This is a genomic window from Pseudomonas sp. NFACC24-1 (assembly GCF_900115235.1).
GTDB classification, from domain to species: Bacteria; Pseudomonadota; Gammaproteobacteria; order Pseudomonadales; family Pseudomonadaceae; genus Aquipseudomonas; species Aquipseudomonas fluorescens_AA.
Map to the genome: position 1 here is coordinate 11,783 of NZ_FOVS01000002.1, position 17,892 is coordinate 29,674.

The 17,892-nt window shown below is 60.2% G+C and carries 16 protein-coding genes; 5 read left to right on the forward strand and 11 right to left on the reverse strand.

What is annotated here, in order from left to right; genetic code table 11:
- Nucleotides 1-509: 509 nt before the first annotated feature.
- On the forward strand, nt 510-3,401 hold the full coding sequence (locus BM317_RS02230) for a ribonucleoside-diphosphate reductase subunit alpha (RefSeq protein WP_060741041.1): 2,892 nt from the start codon (nt 510-512) through the stop codon (nt 3,399-3,401).
- Nucleotides 3,402-3,763: 362 nt separating this feature from the next.
- Here BM317_RS02230 and flgE read toward each other — a convergent pair whose 3' ends face one another.
- From flgE to BM317_RS02260, 6 genes are all read right to left on the reverse strand, one after another.
- The gene (gene flgE, locus BM317_RS02235; RefSeq protein WP_092169930.1) at nt 3,764-5,062 is read right to left on the reverse strand and encodes a flagellar hook protein FlgE; all 1,299 of its coding nucleotides are present in this window, start codon (nt 5,060-5,062) and stop codon (nt 3,764-3,766) included.
- Between the two features lie 28 nt (nt 5,063-5,090).
- Nucleotides 5,091-5,813 (reverse strand): flagellar hook assembly protein FlgD, encoded by a 723-nt coding sequence (gene flgD / locus BM317_RS02240; protein WP_092169926.1) that lies wholly within the window; start codon nt 5,811-5,813, stop codon nt 5,091-5,093.
- A 15-nt stretch (nt 5,814-5,828) separates the two neighbouring features.
- A complete protein-coding gene (gene flgC, locus BM317_RS02245) occupies nt 5,829-6,272 on the reverse strand; it encodes a flagellar basal body rod protein FlgC (RefSeq protein ID WP_060741038.1) in 444 nt (147 codons plus the stop codon).
- 3 nt (nt 6,273-6,275) lie between these two features.
- Nucleotides 6,276-6,683 (reverse strand): flagellar basal body rod protein FlgB, encoded by a 408-nt coding sequence (gene flgB, locus BM317_RS02250; protein WP_060741037.1) that lies wholly within the window; start codon nt 6,681-6,683, stop codon nt 6,276-6,278.
- 356 nt (nt 6,684-7,039) lie between these two features.
- Nucleotides 7,040-7,867 (reverse strand): protein-glutamate O-methyltransferase CheR, encoded by an 828-nt coding sequence (gene cheR / locus BM317_RS02255; protein WP_092472943.1) that lies wholly within the window; start codon nt 7,865-7,867, stop codon nt 7,040-7,042.
- A 58-nt stretch (nt 7,868-7,925) separates the two neighbouring features.
- The gene (locus BM317_RS02260) at nt 7,926-8,852 is read right to left on the reverse strand and encodes a chemotaxis protein CheV (protein ID WP_092169922.1); all 927 of its coding nucleotides are present in this window, start codon (nt 8,850-8,852) and stop codon (nt 7,926-7,928) included.
- A gap of 78 nt (nt 8,853-8,930) precedes the next feature.
- Between BM317_RS02260 and flgA the strand changes: the two genes are divergently transcribed.
- The 4 genes from flgA to BM317_RS02280 all read left to right on the forward strand — a co-directional run bounded on the left by flgA (nt 8,931) and on the right by BM317_RS02280 (nt 11,539).
- A complete protein-coding gene (flgA, locus tag BM317_RS02265) occupies nt 8,931-9,695 on the forward strand; it encodes a flagellar basal body P-ring formation chaperone FlgA (protein ID WP_072412228.1) in 765 nt (254 codons plus the stop codon).
- 172 nt (nt 9,696-9,867) lie between these two features.
- On the forward strand, nt 9,868-10,185 hold the full coding sequence (gene flgM, locus BM317_RS02270) for a flagellar biosynthesis anti-sigma factor FlgM (protein WP_060741034.1): 318 nt from the start codon (nt 9,868-9,870) through the stop codon (nt 10,183-10,185).
- A gap of 47 nt (nt 10,186-10,232) precedes the next feature.
- Nucleotides 10,233-10,700: a flagella synthesis protein FlgN gene (locus BM317_RS02275; RefSeq protein WP_060741033.1), complete on the forward strand. Its 468-nt coding sequence runs from the start codon at nt 10,233-10,235 to the stop codon at nt 10,698-10,700.
- Between the two features lie 92 nt (nt 10,701-10,792).
- Complete coding sequence (locus BM317_RS02280) at nt 10,793-11,539, forward strand: flagellar brake protein (protein ID WP_092169915.1); 747 nt, start codon at nt 10,793-10,795, stop codon at nt 11,537-11,539.
- A gap of 61 nt (nt 11,540-11,600) precedes the next feature.
- Here BM317_RS02280 and BM317_RS02285 read toward each other — a convergent pair whose 3' ends face one another.
- The 5 genes from BM317_RS02285 to BM317_RS02305 form a co-directional block, all read right to left on the reverse strand.
- Entirely contained in the window at nt 11,601-12,962 is a 1,362-nt protein-coding gene (locus BM317_RS02285) for an MFS transporter (RefSeq protein ID WP_092472945.1), read from the reverse strand.
- Nucleotides 12,963-13,032: 70 nt separating this feature from the next.
- The gene (locus BM317_RS02290; protein ID WP_170842326.1) at nt 13,033-14,274 is read right to left on the reverse strand and encodes a glutamine synthetase family protein; all 1,242 of its coding nucleotides are present in this window, start codon (nt 14,272-14,274) and stop codon (nt 13,033-13,035) included.
- A gap of 340 nt (nt 14,275-14,614) precedes the next feature.
- Complete coding sequence (locus BM317_RS02295) at nt 14,615-15,307, reverse strand: sensor histidine kinase (protein ID WP_092205395.1); 693 nt, start codon at nt 15,305-15,307, stop codon at nt 14,615-14,617.
- Entirely contained in the window at nt 15,300-16,907 is a 1,608-nt protein-coding gene (locus tag BM317_RS02300; protein ID WP_072412240.1) for a tetratricopeptide repeat-containing response regulator, read from the reverse strand. The genes BM317_RS02295 and BM317_RS02300 overlap by 8 nt, the downstream gene beginning before the upstream one ends.
- 381 nt (nt 16,908-17,288) lie before the next feature.
- Entirely contained in the window at nt 17,289-17,885 is a 597-nt protein-coding gene (locus BM317_RS02305; RefSeq protein WP_092472947.1) for an imm11 family protein, read from the reverse strand.
- Nucleotides 17,886-17,892 lie beyond the last annotated feature (7 nt).

Consider the following 17,892-nt stretch of genomic DNA (forward strand, 5'->3'; position numbering starts at 1 on the left):
AAAAAAGGTCCACTCCAGCTAGGTCGCGGCCTACAGAGCAGTTCCACGTTTCGCACACAAATTACGCACAGGCTTATCCACAGGTAGTACGTTGCATACCCCCCAAAAACGCATTATCTTGTAGCCCGCCGCGTAAAAAACCCTACATGTAGGGTTTCAGGCCAAAAACCAAACACAAGTCGGGCAGCGAGTTCAAGCGCTTTTTCTTGCTTCTGTTCAACTGAAACATCGCATTTCCCCAAGCCCAGACCGCCCCTGCGGATGGCAGCTGTTTCAAGGTCGAAAACGACCGAAACGGTACGGGTGTTGCAGTCAATTGCTGCCACCCCGGCAATCCGGTTTCGAGCCTCGCTCGCAACCTGAGAACTTCGGATGGAAGCGGCATTAAACGCCTGCTTCCTACTGTCCCGAAGTTGTTATGCCCGGCGCCAGTCGGTTGTAGTGCTTCAGGACGGAACGGTGGGCACCGTGATGGTGCCCAAACAAACATAAAGAACGTGGAGACACCCATGCACACCGACACAACTCGCGAGAACCCGCAGGGCACCGCGCCGCTGGCCGCCGATTCGAGCCCGGATCTGTCCGCCACCGCGCCGGGCCAACTGCGTGTGATCAAGCGTAACGGCACTGTCGTTCCTTACACCGATGACAAGATCACCGTCGCCATCACCAAAGCGTTTCTCGCAGTTGAAGGCGGCACCGCTGCCGCTTCGTCGCGAATCCACGACACCGTGGCCCGCCTGACCGAACAGGTCACCGCGACCTTCAAGCGTCGCATGCCCTCGGGCGGCACCATCCACATCGAAGAAATCCAGGACCAGGTCGAACTGGCCCTGATGCGTGCCGGCGAGCAGAAAGTGGCCCGCGACTACGTGATCTACCGTGACTCCCGCGCCAAGGAGCGTGCCACCCGCTCCCCGGCCGACGCACCGGTCCAGGCCCACCCTTCGATCCGCATCGCACGCGCCGACGGCAGCCTGGCGCCGCTGGACATGGGCCGCCTGAACACTATCGTCACCGAGGCCTGCGAAGGCCTGGAAGAAGTCGATGGCGACCTGATCCAGCGCGAAACCCTGAAGAACCTCTATGACGGCGTCGCCCTCAAGGACGTCAACACCGCATTGGTGATGACCGCCCGGACCCTGGTGGAGCGCGAGCCGAACTACTCCTTCGTGACCGCCCGCCTGCTGATGGACACCCTGCGTGCCGAAGGCCTGAGCTTCCTGGAAGTCGCCGAGAGCGCGACCCACCACGAAATGGTCGACCTGTACGCCAAGGCGTTGCCCGCTTATGTCGCCAAGGGTATCGAGTTCGAATTGCTGAACCCGGTCCTGGCCGAATTCGACCTGGAAAAACTCGGCAAGGCGATCAACCACGAACGTGACCAGCAGTTCACCTACCTGGGCCTGCAAACCCTGTACGACCGTTACTTCATCCACAAGGACGGTATCCGTTTCGAACTGCCGCAGATCTTCTTCATGCGCGTGGCCATGGGCCTGGCAATCGAAGAGAAGCAGCGCGAAGACCGTGCGATCGAGTTCTACAACCTGTTGTCGTCCTTCGACTACATGGCGTCGACCCCGACCCTGTTCAACGCCGGCACCCTGCGTCCACAGCTGTCGAGCTGCTACCTGACCACCGTTCCGGACGACCTGTCGGGCATCTACGGCGCCATCCACGACAACGCCATGCTGTCGAAATTCGCCGGTGGCCTGGGCAACGACTGGACCCCGGTTCGCGCATTGGGCTCGTACATCAAGGGCACCAACGGCAAATCCCAGGGCGTCGTGCCGTTCCTCAAAGTGGTCAACGACACCGCCGTTGCGGTCAACCAGGGCGGCAAGCGCAAGGGCGCGGTCTGTGCCTACCTGGAAACCTGGCACATGGACATCGAAGAGTTCATCGAGCTGCGCAAGAACACCGGTGATGACCGTCGTCGTACCCACGACATGAACACCGCCAACTGGATCCCCGACCTGTTCATGAAGCGTGTCTTCGATGACGGCAAGTGGACCCTGTTCTCGCCATCCGAAGTGCCGGACCTGCACGACCTGACCGGCAAGGCCTTCGAAGAGCGCTACGAGTACTACGAAGCCCTGACCGAGTACAACAAGATCAAGCTGTTCAAAGTCGTCCAGGCCAAAGACCTGTGGCGCAAGATGCTTTCGATGCTGTTCGAAACCGGTCACCCATGGCTGACCTTCAAGGACCCGTGCAACCTGCGCAGCCCGCAGCAGCACGTGGGCGTGGTCCACAGCTCGAACCTGTGCACCGAGATCACCCTGAACACCAACAAGGACGAGATCGCGGTCTGCAACCTGGGCTCGATCAACCTGCCGAACCACATCGTCGACGGCAAGCTGGACACCGCCAAGCTGCAACGCACCGTGAACACCGCCGTGCGCATGCTCGACAACGTGATCGACATCAACTACTACTCGGTGCCGCAAGCGAAGAACTCCAACTTCAAGCACCGTCCGGTCGGCCTGGGCATCATGGGCTTCCAGGACGCGCTGTACCTGCAGCACATCCCGTACGGTTCCGATGCCGCGGTCGAGTTCGCCGACAAGTCCATGGAAGCGGTCAGCTACTACGCGATCCAGGCTTCCTGCGACCTGGCCGACGAGCGTGGCGCCTACGAGACGTTCCAGGGTTCGCTGTGGTCCCAGGGCATCCTACCGCTGGACTCGCAACAGATCCTGATCGCCCAGCGCGGCCAGAAGTACATCGACGTCGACCTGAACGAATCCCTGGACTGGGCACCGGTTCGCGCCCGTGTGCAGAAAGGCATCCGTAACTCCAACATCATGGCCATCGCACCGACCGCCACCATCGCCAACATCACCGGCGTGTCGCAGTCGATCGAACCGACCTACCAGAACCTGTATGTGAAATCGAACCTGTCGGGCGAATTCACCGTGATCAACCCGTACCTGGTTCGCGACCTCAAGGCTCGCGGCCTGTGGGACTCGGTCATGATCAACGACCTGAAGTACTACGACGGCTCGGTGCAGCAGATCGAACGCATCCCGCAAGAGCTCAAAGCGCTCTACGCCACCGCGTTCGAAGTGGACACCAAGTGGATCGTCGACGCCGCCAGCCGTCGCCAGAAGTGGATCGACCAGGCTCAGTCGCTGAACCTGTACATCGCCGGCGCTTCGGGCAAGAAGCTGGACGTGACCTACCGCATGGCTTGGTACCGTGGCCTGAAAACCACTTACTACCTCCGTGCCCTGGCCGCCACCAGCACCGAGAAGTCGACCATCAACACCGGCAAGCTGAACGCGGTCTCCAGCGGCGGCAACCACGGTGACGATTCGGTCCTGGCTGCTCCAGCAGGACCTGCGCCAGTGCCAAAGGCCTGCGCGATCGACGAGCCGGATTGCGAAGCTTGCCAATAAGCTGAGCGGGTGGGCGCGTAAAGGCGCCTGCTGAAATAAGCCCCCGATAGACCGCTGGTTTATCGGGGGTTTTCTTTTGCCTTGGAAACGACGTCGCCTGGGCTGCCCTCATCCATATTCAGGGTGACATTCATTGTGGCGAGGGGATTTATCCCCGCTGGGGCGCGGAGCGGCCCTGAATGCCAGCGACCCGGTAGGTCAGGCAGGTCGTATTGACTGCTTGTGGAGGGCTGCTGCGCAGCCCAGCGGGGATAAATCCCCTCGCCACAAAAGGAAACCTGGCATGAGGACGGGCTCTAGCGGGTATGAAAAAGCCCCTCTTGCGAGGGGCTCCTTGTACAGCCTTCAAGCAACCGTCGACATCAGGCCATCTGAATGATGGTCTGCATGATGGTGCTCTGGGTGGAGATGGTCTTGGCGTTCGCCTGGTAGTTGCTCTGGGCCTTGATCAGCTCGACCAGTTCGTTGGTCAGGTTGACGTTGGACTCTTCCAGGGAGTTGGAGACGATCGAACCCAGGGTGCCGGTTTCCGGGGCATCGTAACCCGGGATGCCCGACGCGAAGGTTTCTTTCCAGCTGGTGCCGCCTACCGGCTGCAGACCTTGCTCGTTGGTAAAGCTGGCTAGCGCGAGCTGGCCGATCGGCTTGGTCTGGTTGTTGCTGAAGTTGGCCAGCAACACACCGCTGCCGTCGATGGTCAGGTTGGTTATCTGGCCGGTGGCGTAGCCGTTCTGGGCTGGAATCGAGCGGGCGGTGTCGGCGTTGAATTGGCTGGTATTGCCCATGGAAATCGTGATGGTTGGCGCACTCGCGGCGCCGTTGGCGGCCCATACGCCGTTGGTCACGGTGCCGGGAACCCAGCCGGTCAGTACCAGATCACTATTGACCGTCGCTGGCGGAGTGGTGACCGTGGTCAACTTGCCGTTCGAATCGAAGTTCATGGTCGAAGGGATCGGCGCAGTCGCACCGGTCGTGGTCGGCAAGCTGCCGTTCAGGTTACGACCATCGATCAAGGTATAGACGTTCCAGGTGTTGCCGGCAGTCTTGACCATGTACTGGTCCATGGAATGCTGGTTGCCCTGGGTGTCGTAGACCGGGGTGGTGAACTGCTTGGTAAACGTAGCGGTGTCGTTCGGATTGAACGCCGCAGTGATCGCCGTCGCTGTCGAGTTCAGGTTGATCGTCGACGAAACCAAACTGGTGGCATTCGGCGGCAGGTTCGAGGTGTCGATGCGCAGGTCGGTCAGGATACCGTTCTGGATCTTGCCGTTGGCATCCACGCCATAGCCCTGCAGGCGCGCAGTACCATCGCTGTTGGTGATGAAACCTTCCTTGTCGGTCTTGAACGTACCGGCACGGGTATAGCTCAGGGAGCCGTCGTTGCTCAGGACAAAAAAGCCCTGGCCCTGGATGCCCATGTCCAGCACGTTGCCGGTGTTGTTCACGTCACCCTGGCCGAACTGCTGGGAAACGTTGGCCAGGCGCACGCCGTTGCCGACGGTCTTGCTGCCCGAACCCAGCTTGGTGGCCGAGTAGACGTCTTCGAATTCCGCACGGGACGATTTGAAACCGGTGGTCGCCACGTTGGCGATGTTGTTGCCGGTCACGTCCAGCTGTTTGTTGGCTGCATAGAGACCGCTAAGGCCGATGTTAAAAGACATGTTGACTCCTTTTGCCGGTTAGTCGGCTCTACATACCAATAGTTTGTACTTTGGACAGGGCAATGCTGCCCAGCCCGGCCAGGTTGAGCATCAGCTCGCCGCCCGTCTGGCTGATGGTCACGCTGCTGACCGTGGCCGGCAGGTTGGTGATCAGCGACGTGGCCTTGCCGTCGATGGTGGTCGAAGCGGCGAAGGTGTAAGTACCCGATTCAACGACCGTACCCGCGTCGTTCTTGCCGTCCCAGATGAAGGCCGAGTTGCCGGCATTCTGGCTGCCCAGGTCGATGGTGCGAACCGTCTTGCCGTCCTTGTCCACGATCTTGACGGCGACGGAGGACACCGAGGTTGGCACCACCACTGTACCGTTGAGGCTCTTGGAGGTATCGACCACCGCCTTGTCACCCGGGGCAATGACCGAGCGGCCCACCAGCGACGAGGCCTGCAGGGCCTGGGACGAGTTGTAGTTGCCGGCGATGCCGCTCACCGTCTCGTTGAGGGTGGTGATGCCTTCCAGGCTGCTGAACTGCGCCAATTGGGCAACGAACTCGCCGTTGTCCTGAGGCTCCAGCGGGTTCTGGTTTTTCAGCTGGGTAACGAGCAGTTGCAGGAACGCATCCTTGCCCAGTTCCTGGTTGCCGGTCGCCGCCTTGGCCGCGCCCCCGAGACCATCGGAGGTGTTGTTGGTCTTGACCGAAGAGTTGGCCAGAATCTCGTTGAGGCTCAAACCGCTTGTAGTGTTGGTAACGCTCATGTGACTCGCCCCTTATCACTGACCGAGGGTCAGGACCTTCTGCATCATGGCTTTGGCGGTGTTCATCATTTCGGCGTTGGTCTGGAACGAACGACTGGCGGAAATCATGTCGGCCATTTCTTCGACGACGTTGACGTTCGGGTAGTAGACATAACCCTTGGCGTCCGCGGCCGGATGGTTTGGCTCATAACGTGCTTCGAGGTTGCTCTGGTCTTCGACCACGCCAAGCACCTGTACGCCTTGCCCGGCCGCTTCCTGGTCCTGGAACAGCGAGTCGCTGCCACCGGACTGGCCGCCCTGGAACATGGTGGCGAATACCGGGTGGCGGGCGCGGTAGGTCTGGTCGATGCTCGACGAAACGGTCTCGGCGTTGGCGATGTTACTGGCGACGGTGTTCAGGCGAGTGGTCTGGGCACTCATGGCACTGCCGGCAATGTTGAATACGCTAGCAATCGACATGGCTTACTCTCCGCGCAGGGCCGATATCAGCCCTTTGAACTTACTGTTGAGCAGGGTGAAGCTGGCCTGGAAGTTCACGGAGTTTTCCGCGTAGTTGGATTGTTCCAGTTGAGCGTCCACGGTGTTCTGGTCGATCGACGGTTGCATCGGCGTGCGATACATCAGCGACTCGTCGCCATTACCCAGGCCTTCGGCTTCGATATGACGGTTGTTGGTCATGTTCAAGGCGAAGTGGCCGTTCTTGGCCTTATCGTTCTGCTCGGCGAGCACCTTGGAAAAATCCAGGTCCCGCGCCTTGTAGTTCGGGGTGTCGGCGTTGGCGATGTTGTTGGCCAGGACTTCGGCACGCTGGGCGCGGAAGCTCAGGGCCTGTTCGTGGATACCGAGCGCTTTATCGAAGCTGATGCTCATGTCGGAAACCTTTGGGTGACCAGAATGTACGTACGTTGGCTATAGCAAGCGGCGTGCCACTTTCCAAAGCCCCGTAAACCGGGGCTTTGCGGGCATCGGCAAGGCGGCAATGCCAGAAAAGCGGCAACTGGCTTCCGCAAGCTGCCGCTTTTCTGCCGCTTCTCAAGGGCAATGGCATTCAAACTGTGGGAGCGGGCTTGCTCGCGAAAGCGGTGTGACAGCGACATTTATCTCGACTGACCGCCGCATTCGCGAGCAAGCCCGCTCCCACAGGGATAATGGTGATAGGGAGGAATTAGCGGGCATAAAAAAACGGGAGCCCGTGGGGACTCCCGTTTTTTGTCAACCCAAGCCAATCACTTCGCCTGGTAGATGATCCCCGGGCTGCACTGGACCATCTGGTAATGATCCGGCAAACCGTTCAACGCCTCGGAGGCGCCAAGGAACAGGTAGCCACCCGGCTTGAGGGTGCTGTGGATACGCAGCAGGATGTCTTTCTTCACTTCGGCGGAGAAGTAGATCAGCACGTTGCGGCAAAACACGATGTCGAACTTGCCCAGGCTGGCGTAGCTGTCCAGCAGGTTGAACGAGCGAAACTCCACCCGGCTCTTGATCGGTGCCTTGACCACCCACTTGCCCGGCCCTTTCGGGTCGAAGTAGCGTTGCAGCCGGTCCGGCGACAAACCACGGCCGATGGCCAGGCTGTCGTACTCACCGGTCTTGCAGTTATTGAGCATGGTCCCGGACAGGTCGGTGGCGACAATCTGCACGCCGCCTTTCAACTGGCCCAGGTTGGAGCGTTCGAACTCATCGATGGACATCGACAGCGAATAGGGTTCCTGCCCCGACGAACAGGCCGCCGACCAGATCCGCAAGCGCTGGCCCGGACTGGCCTTGATGGCGGCCGGCAGCACTTTGTTCTTCAGCACCTCGAACGGATAGGTGTCCCGAAACCACAGGGTTTCGTTGGTGGTCATGGCGTCCACCACCAGCTCGCGCAAGCCGCTGCGCGGTTGGGTCTGGATACGCTGCACAAGCTCGCCCAATGACTTGAGGCCCTGTTGCTCCATCAATTTATTGAGACGGCTCGACACCAGGTATTGCTTGTTTTCACCAAGCAAGATGCCACAGGCTTTTTCCAGGAAGACCCGGAACTGTTCGAAATCCAAATTACCCGTAGACAAGATACCGCCTCTTTCATCGTGTTGACTTGCCGGGCGCACAACGCGCCAGACCTTTACTTTATTCTGCTGTCTTGATCCGATCGACGACCCGGGACGCCAGGTCATCGGGACGGAATTTCGCCAGGAAATCGTCGGCACCGACCTTCTTGACCATCGCCTGGTTGAAAACCCCGGACAACGAAGTATGCAAGATGATGTGCAGCTTTTGCATGCGCGGATCGCTGCGGATTTCCGAGGTCAGGGTGTACCCGTCCATCTCCGGCATCTCGATGTCGGAAATCATCATCAGGAACTCCTCTTCGGGCTTCTTGCCCTCGTCGACCAGTGCACGCAGGTAATCCAGCGCCTGCCGCCCATCGTTCAACGCCACCACTTCCACACCGACCGTTTGCAGGCAACGGGTCACCTGCTTACGTGCCACCGACGAATCATCGACAGTCAGCACCCGCAGCGAAATCGCCTTGTGCTGGGTCTCGGCGTCCACCACACCCGCAGAAATCGCTTCCGGCGTGGGCGCCACTTCGGCGAGGATCTTCTCCACGTCGATGATTTCCACCAACTGGTTGTCGACCCGGGTCACAGCCGTCAGGTAGTGATCGCGGCCGGTGCCCTTGGGCGGTGGATGGATCTCTTCCCAGTTCATGTTCACGATGCGCTCCACCGAGCGCACCAGGAAACCCTGGGTCTTGGTGTTGTACTCGGTGATGATCACGAACGGATTGCTCTGGTCCAGTAACCGACCGGAACCGGTCGCCATCGCCAGATCGAGAATCGGGATGGTCGCACCCCGGATATTGGCCACACCGCACACGACGGGGCTGGACTTGGGCATCAGGGTCAGCTTGGGGCATTGCAGCACCTCGCGGACCTTGAATACGTTGATCCCGTACATTTGTTGGCCGTCGAGACGGAACAACAACAGCTCCAGGCGATTCTGACCGACCAGCTGAGTGCGCTGGTTCACCGAATCCATTACTCCCGCCATGCCCTGACTCCTACCTAACGCTAAAGTGTCCGACGCGCATTCATCACTAAACGGCACGGGGCTTGCTATTGAACCGGCATGAACGCACAAACGACATTTTCTCGACGCCTGACCACTCACTGCCGCCACTGGCTCGGTGCACTGCTGGCTGCCTGCCTGTTCACTTCGGGCGGTCCTGCCCTTGCGGCGGCTCCGGTTACCTTGCCTGATCTCCTTATCGGCGTCACTCAGGGCTTTCTTGAATTCACCGTAGAAGACTACCTGGCAACCAGTCAAACCGAAGGTCGTTACGAAATCGAAGTCAACCAGCTCGACCCGCGCCTGCGCATGCCCATGTGTGACAAGGAATTGACTGCTTCGCTGGAGAGCCCGGCCCGCCCACTGGGCCGCGTCACGGTGAAGGTTCGTTGCGACAGCGCCGCGCCCTGGACGGTGTTCGTGCCCGCTCAAGTGCGCCTGTTCCGGGAAATCGTCACCACCACGCGTCCGCTCAAGCGGGCCGGGATCGTCGAGCCCCAAGACGTGATGTTGCGCGAACGGGACATCAGCCAGATCACCCAGGGCTTCCTGACCTCTGTCGATCAGGCCATCGGGCAGAAACTTGTCCGACCAATGGTCGCCGACCAGGTCGTGACGCTGGTGCACCTGGAACAGGCCGAGGTGGTCCGCAAGGGCGACCAGGTGGTCATCACCGCCCGCAGCGGCTCACTGGCCGTGCGGATGCCCGGCGAGGCCCTGTCCAACGGCGGCATGCGTGAACAGATACGGGTAAAAAACCTCAATTCCCAGCGCGTCATCAAGGCGCAAGTGATGGCTCCAGGCCAAGTGGAAGTGGCGATGTAATGACCCGGTAGAGGAGGTAGAAAGCTGGCGCTTGATCCCGGTGTTCCCTAGACTGTGCCTTACGCCAAGGCAAGCGCAGACGTGCGCACGTTCATTGAATAAATGAGCCTAAAGTTTTTTTGGGGATGGCCGAAAACATGGCAAGCGTCCAAATACCCAGAGGTTTTTTACCATGGTCATCGATTTCAATCGTTTAAACAGCTCTTCACCGCTGACAGGCACTACGCGTACCAGCGCCGCCAAGGAAACCGTCGAATCCGACAAATCCGCACCGGTGTCCACGCCAGCCGAACAGGTCAGCAACGGGGAGTCGGTACACCTCAGCAATGAGGCTCAGCAGTTGCAGAAGCTCACTGACAAGCTGCGCGATCAACCTGTCGTCGACAACGCCCGCGTGGCCGAGTTGAAAGCAGCCATCGCCGATGGCAGCTACAAAGTCGACAGCAACCGCGTAGCCAGCAAACTGCTCAACTTCGAAGCCCAGCGCTAGGCCGCCGCCTGCGCCAGGCTTTTGGACGCCAAGACCCAAGGCCAGCCATGCACGACACTCATTTATTGCAACTGATCATCGACGACTTCGTTCCAGCGCAACAACTGCTGGAGCTATTGCAGGCCGAATCCGTGGCCCTGCACGGTCGTGACATGCCTTTGCTGGAAACTATCCTGGCGCAGAAACAGGCACTGATCATCTTGCTCGACCAGCATGGCCGCAAGCGCAGCGAGATCCTCGCCAGCCTCAACCTGCCCGCCAGTCATGACGGCCTTGAGCAGTTGGCCGCCCAGTCGACCATCGGCGATCAGCTACGGTCCCAGAGCAAAGTGCTCAACGACCTGCTCGCCCAATGCCAGGCGACCAACGCCCGCAACGGCCAGTCGATCCTGATGCAGCAGGCCGCCACCGCCAACCAGTTGCGCATTCTCAACGGTGGCGAGATCCCGACGCTGTATGACGCTAGCGGCTCGACGGCCAGAATGGTCAAGCATCGTCCGCTCAGCCAGGCATGAAACGAACAATGCCTTCGCTCTATCAACGCGCGATACATGCTGGCAAAATGCCGGCCATTCGTAGTCGTATTTTGCCTGGAGATTGACCCACCGTGTTCAATGCCTCAAACGCGGATGACGCTCCGCAGCCCCCCAAGGTCCTCACCACGCCCCTGGAAATTTCTGGCAACCTGCGGATGCTGCAAGATAGCCACGACCCGCTGATCATTACCTTCCATGAACGTACCCAGCGCTTCCAGAGCTATCTGGTCAATGTCGATCGCGAGACCAATTCCATCGCCCTGGATGAAATGATTCCCCGGGACGGCGAGCGTTTCCTGCTGGCCGGCGAGCCGTTTCGCGTCGAAGGTTTCCATGACGGCGTACGCATCGCCTGGGATGGCAAGGGCCCACTGACCATCGATGAATCCAGCGACGGTCGCTGCTATCGCGGCGCCCTGCCCGACGAAGTGGTCTACCACCAGCGTCGCAACGCCTTCCGCGCCGCCCTGAAACTGGCCCAACTGGTAAGCGTTGAACTGGGCGGCGAAAAGCTCAAGTCCCCCGTGGACGGCAAGCTGCTGGACATCTCCGCCACCGGTTGCAAGCTGCGTTTCGACGGCGACATCACCCAACGCCTGCAATTGGGTCAGGTGTACGAGCGCTTCATCGCGGCCCTGCCGTTTGGCAACATGATCGCCCCGGTCGAGCTGCGTTACCTGCATTTCGAAGAAAGATTCAACACCACGTTCGCTGGCGTACGCTTCCACAACATCAGCGGCCTGGTGCAACGGCAGGTCGAGCGGTTCGTCTACCAGCTCCAGCGTGAAGCCCGACGCTTCGATAAAGACGACCTTTGATCGTCCAGCCATGAAAAACGGGCAGTCCCTTGCGGTGACTGCCCGTTTTTTCATGCCCGTTTCAAGGCCTGGCCTGGGTAAAGCTGGGGGGCTCAGGCGCTTCGGCGTCAGCTTCAACCACGGTCTCAGGGGCGGGCTCAGGCTCCACCTCCGGGCTGGCCGGTGCCTGCATCTGCTCCTGCACCACTTGTTCATCCACCCGCGGATCGAGGCACGCCACCAAAGGCGAACTCGACATGCTGTCCGGCATTGCCACGTGATGCAGCGGCGCGTCATCGACCTGATGCAGGTTGGTCACCGCTTTCGGCCGGATCCGCCACACCAGTACCAAGGCGAAGAAGGCGAAAAAGCCGTAGAGCATCTGGCTACCGAACATCTTCATCAGCACCCCCGCCACCAGCGGCCCGATACTGGCGCCAACGCCATAGGTCACCAATAGCATCGCGGTCAAGGACACCCTTCGATCCGCTTCGACATGGTCGTTGGAAAACGCCACCGCCAGCGGATACAGGCAGAACTGCACCAGCGAACAGAAGAACCCGGCGACGAACAGCACCTCCAGCGGCACCGCCGGAAGGATCGCCAACGGCAGCGCACAAATCGTCAGGACCAACGCAAAGCAGCGGATCAGCAGCGCCCGGTCGTAGCGGTCAGAGAGCCAGCCCAGCGGCCACTGCACCAACAATCCGGCAAAGATGCAGCTCCCCATGAACAGACCGACCTGCTCGGTCGACAGGCCCTGCTGGGAAGCGTACAGCGGTGCCAAACCATAGAACGAGCCGACGATCAGCCCCGAACCCAACACCGTGCTCAACGACTGCGGCACACGCTTGATGAAGAAACGCGGCTCCATGGGCGCCGGATGCAGCGCCGCCGGGTGAATTCGCCGGGTCAGCGTTACCGGCACCAGGCACAGGGCGAAGCACAGCGCCACCAGCATCAGCAGCTCCAAGCCCAGGGCCGGGTGCATGACCAGGATCAACTGGCCCAGCACCAGCCCCAGGTACGAGGCGATCATGTAGCCACTGAACACCACCCCACGCTGCTTGGCATCGGCCTGCTCATTGAGCCAGCTCTCGATGACCATGTACTGGCACATCATGCCCAGGCCCACAATCATCCGCAGCACGACCCACGCCGGCAGCCAGTCCACCAGGCCATGGCCCAGCACCGCCGCCCCGACGATCCCGGCGCAGGCCGAATAGGCACGGATGTGCCCGACGCGGGCGATCAGCCGGTGGCCGATCTTGCCACCCAGCACCAGGCCGAAATAGTTGGCGGCCATCAGCGCACCGACCCAGAGGCTGTCCACATGGTCGGCGGCCAGGCGCAAGGCCAGGTAAGTACTCAAGAGGCCAGAGCCGATCAACATCATCAGCGAGGCGAAATAAAGCGCTCGAAAAGGTTTCCAGATTTGGCGCATCGGCGTTCCGAGCGGCTCCTTGAGGTGAGTAAGGGCTATCTATTGAAGATAGCCCGAATGCAGCGGTTCTTTATGCCTGGGCCGCCAGGACACGTCGCTCCCAGGGGGTGATTTCATCGAAGAAGCTGGTCAGCTCCAGGGTCTTGGAAGCGATGTAGCCTTCGATGAACTCCGTGCCGAACAGTTCCTTCGCCAGATGACTACGCTTCAGACGCTCCAGGGCGGCATGTAAGGTACAAGGTAGCGACAGATTATCCGGCACTTCGAATTCGCCCTGGATCGCCGCGCTCGGCTCCAGACGCTGTTCGATCCCGTACAACCCGGCGGCCAGGCTGGCGGCAATCGCCAGGTAGGGGTTGGCATCGGCCCCGGGCAAGCGGTTCTCGACCCGGCGGGCCACTGGCGAACTGGCGGGAATCCGCAGCCCGGCCGAACGGTTGTCATGGGACCAACAGGCATTGTTCGGTGAAGCGAACGGATGACACAGGCGCTGGTAGGAGTTCACGTTCGGCGCGAACAATGCGGTGAAGTCCGCCAGGCAAGCCTGTTGCCCACCGATGAAATGCCGGAACGCGGCCGTCGGTTCGCCCGCTTCGTCGCTGAAGACGTTGCGGCCGCTGTCCGCCTCGACGACGCTCTGGTGGATATGCATCGAACTGCCCGGCGTGTGAGCCAGGGGCTTGGCCATGCAGACCACGGTCAGGCCGTGCTTGAGGGCCACTTCCTTGAGCAGGTGCTTGAACAGGAAAGTCTGGTCGGCCAGCAGCAGCGGGTCGCCGTGCAGCAGATTGATCTCGAACTGGCTCACGCCCATTTCATGCATGAAGGTGTCGCGCGGCAAGCCCAGCGCCGCCATGCAGGCATAGACTTCGCTGAAGAACGGACGCAGGCCGTTATTGGAGCTGACGCTGAACGCCGAGTGGCCGTCTTCGCGACGTCCATCCAGGCCCATTGGCGGCTGGAACGGCTGGGTCGGGTCCGGGTTGGGGGCGAACACGAAGAATTCCAGCTCGGTCGCCACCACCGGCGCCAGGCCAAGGGCGGCATAGCGTGCGACAACGGCCTTGAGCTGCCCGCGCGTCGAGAGCCGGGAGCTTTCACCGGTCAGTTCGTCGGCGTCGCAGATCGCCAGGGCCCGGGGCTGTTGGCTCCAGGGCAGGCGGTGGATCTGTTTCGGGTCGGCCACCAGCGCCAGGTCGCCATCATCGCTGCCATAGAAACGCGACGGCGGATAGCCGCCCATGATGCATTGCAGCAGCACGCCTCGCGCCAACTGCAACCGCCGCCCTTCGAGGAAACCTTCGGCGGTCATCACCTTGCCCCGCGGCACGCCATTCAAATCCGGCGTGACACATTCAATCTCATCAATGCCCGTCAGTCGCTGCGCGAGTGAACGCTGGCCATCGGTCGTCATGACGCAATCCTTGTTATGTGCGAGCCGCGAACGGCAACCCGTACAAAATAGGCTCCGGCTGTTCGGAATATCAAGCGCCCGGAGGCAATTAAAATCTTATGCAATACGACTGTGGGAGCGAGCTTGCTCGCGATAGCGCCGGTCCAGCCAATATTGAGTTGACTGATACACCGCTATCGCGAGCAAGCTCGCTCCCACAAGGGATTTGTGTTGCCAGGGATACTCATGGAAGGCCTGTTCAGGGCAAGTAAAGCCGGAACACCCCGCCGCCCAACACACCGCCATTGGCAATCTCGGTCCGTCCGCTCACGCCGCCGCGCTGGTGCAGCCCGGCGATTCGCGCGGCGAAGTACAGGCCCAGCCCGGTGCTGCCGCTGCTGTGGTTGATGCCCTGCACATACTCGGCCTGACGCTCGATCATCTCTGGCGGGTAACCGTCGCCGTCGTCATTGATGGTCAGCACCAGTTGCCCGGCTTCGTCACTCACACTGATCAGCAGCGCCTGGCGCGCATGGCGAATGGCGTTGTTGATGCAGTTGTCGAGCACCGAAGCCACCAGCTCGCGGTCGAAAAAACCCAAGGGGCTGAGGGGATCGACATCGTAGGTGGCCATGATTCCGCGGCTGCGGAACACATCCTGATGGCCGGCCAGTTGCGCCTCGATGAAATCGTCCAGCTCGTGGTAGGCCGGGTGCAACGGCAACTGGTTGACGCCGAGCTTGTACAGCCCCAGCAACTGCACCATGAGGCCATTGAGGTGGGCGAACTCGAACTCGATGACACCCTGCTCCGACGTCTGCCGCTCGGATTCGGGCAGGCGTTCGAGCCATTGCCCATGTGCCTGCATGAGCAAGGTCAGGGAGTTTTTCATATCGTGCACGGTCGACGCGATCACCGTGGAAAAATCGAGGGCCTGTTCGCTGTCATTCATCGCCAAATGCCTTGCTTCGCAGTTTTTGATAACGCGCAAAACGCGCATCGGAGTCGGGCATCATGCCCACCAGTTTCAGGCAGTCGCGGCACTCCTGCAGCAGCTCCGACTCCACGCTGGTGTCGGTACCATGCAGCAGCGATTGCGCCATGTTCAGGGCAATACTGATGTTCTTCGGTTGCATCTTCAGCGCACGGCGGAACAGCTCCCGCGCCTCCGGCAATGCGCCGGTCTTGTAGACCCGCACACCTTCGCGGTTCAACTCGGCGGCGGCATTGCCCTGATTGAGGATGTTCGGGTCGTCGGTGAGCTTGGCAATGCCTTGCATCACCGCCGGGTCATCACCGTAGATTTCCGCGCAGTTCTTGAGCATCGACTCCCCGGCGCTGGTCTGGCCAAGCATTTGCAACTGCTTGGCCACCAGCAACGCGGCCTCGGCGCTCATGAACTGCTCCATGCCATCGAGGCGCTGCAAGGCCTGTTCGGTGAGCTTCTCGGCGGTTTCGGCATCGTTGAGCAACAGGCTGGTGGCCTTCATCAGCCGCGCCCGGACCTGCAACCCCGGGTCATTGAGGTTCTCCTTCGCCACGGCGCTGAGGGTCGTGTTGATCTCCAGCCGGGTGCGGGTATCGAGGCCTTTTTCGCTGCCCTTGCTGATCAGCGCGTGGGCCAGGCCGAGGTTGCTTTCCGGGTCCTTGAAGCGCGACTGCGCGCCCTGCCCGACCGCCTGGCGATAAGCCCGGGAAGCCGTGTCGTAGTCTTCGTTGGTCATCGCCAACTTGCCCAGCAACGACTGGCGACGCACGGCCAGCGGCGACAGGCGCACCGCCTCTTCCAGAACGTGCTGCGCCTGCTTGGTGTCACCTTCGGCCATCAACACTTCGGCCATGCCGTCGTACAACGCCGGCATCATCGGAAAGACTTTCAGGGCTTTTTCATAAACGGCCTTGGCCTGCCCCACCTGGCCGCGCTTGAACATCAACTTGCCCAGCCCCGCGTAGGCCCACGGCAACGGGCGATCCGCGAGGATGGAGTTGTACAGCCGCTCAAGGGCCTCGTTCTGATTCAGGTCGCGCAACGCATCGGCCCGATAACGCAGGCACAACGGCCCGTAGCGCGGGTCCTGCTTGCACAAGGCGATGCAGGCATTGAGCACTTCCATCGGCTTGCCACGATCGAGGGCCTGCAGGATCGGCTTGAGCAGGGTCTTGCGCTGCTCGAGCCGCTCCAGCCGCTGGGCCAGGCCGGAGCGGTTGAACGGTTTGGTCAGGTACGCATCCGGCTCATGCTCCAGGGCACTGAGCACCATCGCCTGGCTGGTCTCGGCGGTCACCATGAGGAACACACTTTCATGGCTGATCAGCTTCTCGACCATCAGGTCTTCCAGCACCTGCTGGCCATTCTTGCGCCCATCGCCCAGGTGATAGTCCTGCAAGATGAAGTCATAACGCTTCTGCGAGCACATGCGCAGCGCCACTTCACCGGTGTCGGCGGTGTCCACGTCCTTGACGCCCAGCTCACGCAGCATGGACCGGATCGAACTGCGGAAATCCGAGAAATCATCGACGATCAGAAAACTTTTTTGGTGGTACGCCAGCATCGAGGATGTCCAGGCAAGTAAGAAAATAACCCAATGGCATAACAACGAAACGCCGTGTCACAACCCCGAGGCGCGCAGATGATAGCCACCAGCCTGCAACGTTCAAGGGATTTCAGTAATCGCTTGGTCTGGCTGTGTCGTGACGCACATTGCGAGCCAAAACGAAGGAGACAACCGGGCTCATCGGGTTATCGGCAGCAGATGGCGTTCCGTTAAGGGGAAGGTGTGGGAGAAACCGAGTGCAGAGAATCAGACCGTGGCGAGGGAGCTTGCTCCCGCTGGGCCGCGCAGCGGACCTGTTTTTTGGCGGCTGCTGCGCAACCGAGCGGGAGCAAGCTCCCTCGCCACAAAGGATGATGTCAGGCTTCATCCCTCAAACAATCAGCAAATAACTTCACCCTCACCATTCACACCCTCCAGTAGCATCCCTCTGAGACCCGCACGCTCCAGCCGAAGCTTCACGTCCTCGCTAACGATCAATGCCCCCAAGTGTTTCTTGATACGAAAAATATGTTTTCCCTGGACCTTGGCAGGATCAATGACGAGATTCAGAAAAACGCTGTATTCGCCAGCTCGATCAGGTCGTACGGGATCATGGACCTCATATTTTTTGAAAGCGGAGCGTGATTCGTCTACGCAATCCAATTGGGTCTCGACAATCATCACATAGTAACGATCATGAGCTTGCTCGCCTGCAACCGACACAGGCTCGAGCACGACATTCATATACGGTTCATCAACGTCGGGAACGCCCAACAATGCATCCCTGGCTTTTTCACTCAAGACCGGCACAGAGGCATATCCAGCCAAGGAAAAATCCAGACTCACACCTTCCTCACAAACCTCAAGGGCGTAAGTACATGGCTCCATGTACTCAGAAGGGGGGTCGATGAAGAGCCAATTGTTGCAGTGCTTTATATCGCCCAAATACCAGCGTTCAGGAAACTGCACATCTTCCCGCAACAAGTAATACTTCATTTCAGCT

Coding starts and splice junctions, on each gene's coding strand:
- flgE (WP_092169930.1), bottom strand. CDS start 5,062: ATGTCTTTTAACATCGGCCTTAGCGGTCTCTATGCAGCCAACAAACAG.
- flgA (WP_072412228.1), top strand. CDS start 8,931: ATGAACGCACAAACGACATTTTCTCGACGCCTGACCACTCACTGCCGC.
- BM317_RS02285 (WP_092472945.1), bottom strand. CDS start 12,962: ATGCGCCAAATCTGGAAACCTTTTCGAGCGCTTTATTTCGCCTCGCTG.
- BM317_RS02260 (WP_092169922.1), bottom strand. CDS start 8,852: ATGGCGGGAGTAATGGATTCGGTGAACCAGCGCACTCAGCTGGTCGGT.
- BM317_RS02230 (WP_060741041.1), top strand. CDS start 510: ATGCACACCGACACAACTCGCGAGAACCCGCAGGGCACCGCGCCGCTG.
- BM317_RS02295 (WP_092205395.1), bottom strand. CDS start 15,307: ATGAATGACAGCGAACAGGCCCTCGATTTTTCCACGGTGATCGCGTCG.
- BM317_RS02305 (WP_092472947.1), bottom strand. CDS start 17,885: ATGAAGTATTACTTGTTGCGGGAAGATGTGCAGTTTCCTGAACGCTGG.
- flgC (WP_060741038.1), bottom strand. CDS start 6,272: ATGTCGATTGCTAGCGTATTCAACATTGCCGGCAGTGCCATGAGTGCC.
- BM317_RS02290 (WP_170842326.1), bottom strand. CDS start 14,274: ATGACCGCCGAAGGTTTCCTCGAAGGGCGGCGGTTGCAGTTGGCGCGA.
- BM317_RS02275 (WP_060741033.1), top strand. CDS start 10,233: ATGCACGACACTCATTTATTGCAACTGATCATCGACGACTTCGTTCCA.
- flgB (WP_060741037.1), bottom strand. CDS start 6,683: ATGAGCATCAGCTTCGATAAAGCGCTCGGTATCCACGAACAGGCCCTG.
- flgM (WP_060741034.1), top strand. CDS start 9,868: ATGGTCATCGATTTCAATCGTTTAAACAGCTCTTCACCGCTGACAGGC.
- BM317_RS02300 (WP_072412240.1), bottom strand. CDS start 16,907: ATGCTGGCGTACCACCAAAAAAGTTTTCTGATCGTCGATGATTTCTCG.
- flgD (WP_092169926.1), bottom strand. CDS start 5,813: ATGAGCGTTACCAACACTACAAGCGGTTTGAGCCTCAACGAGATTCTG.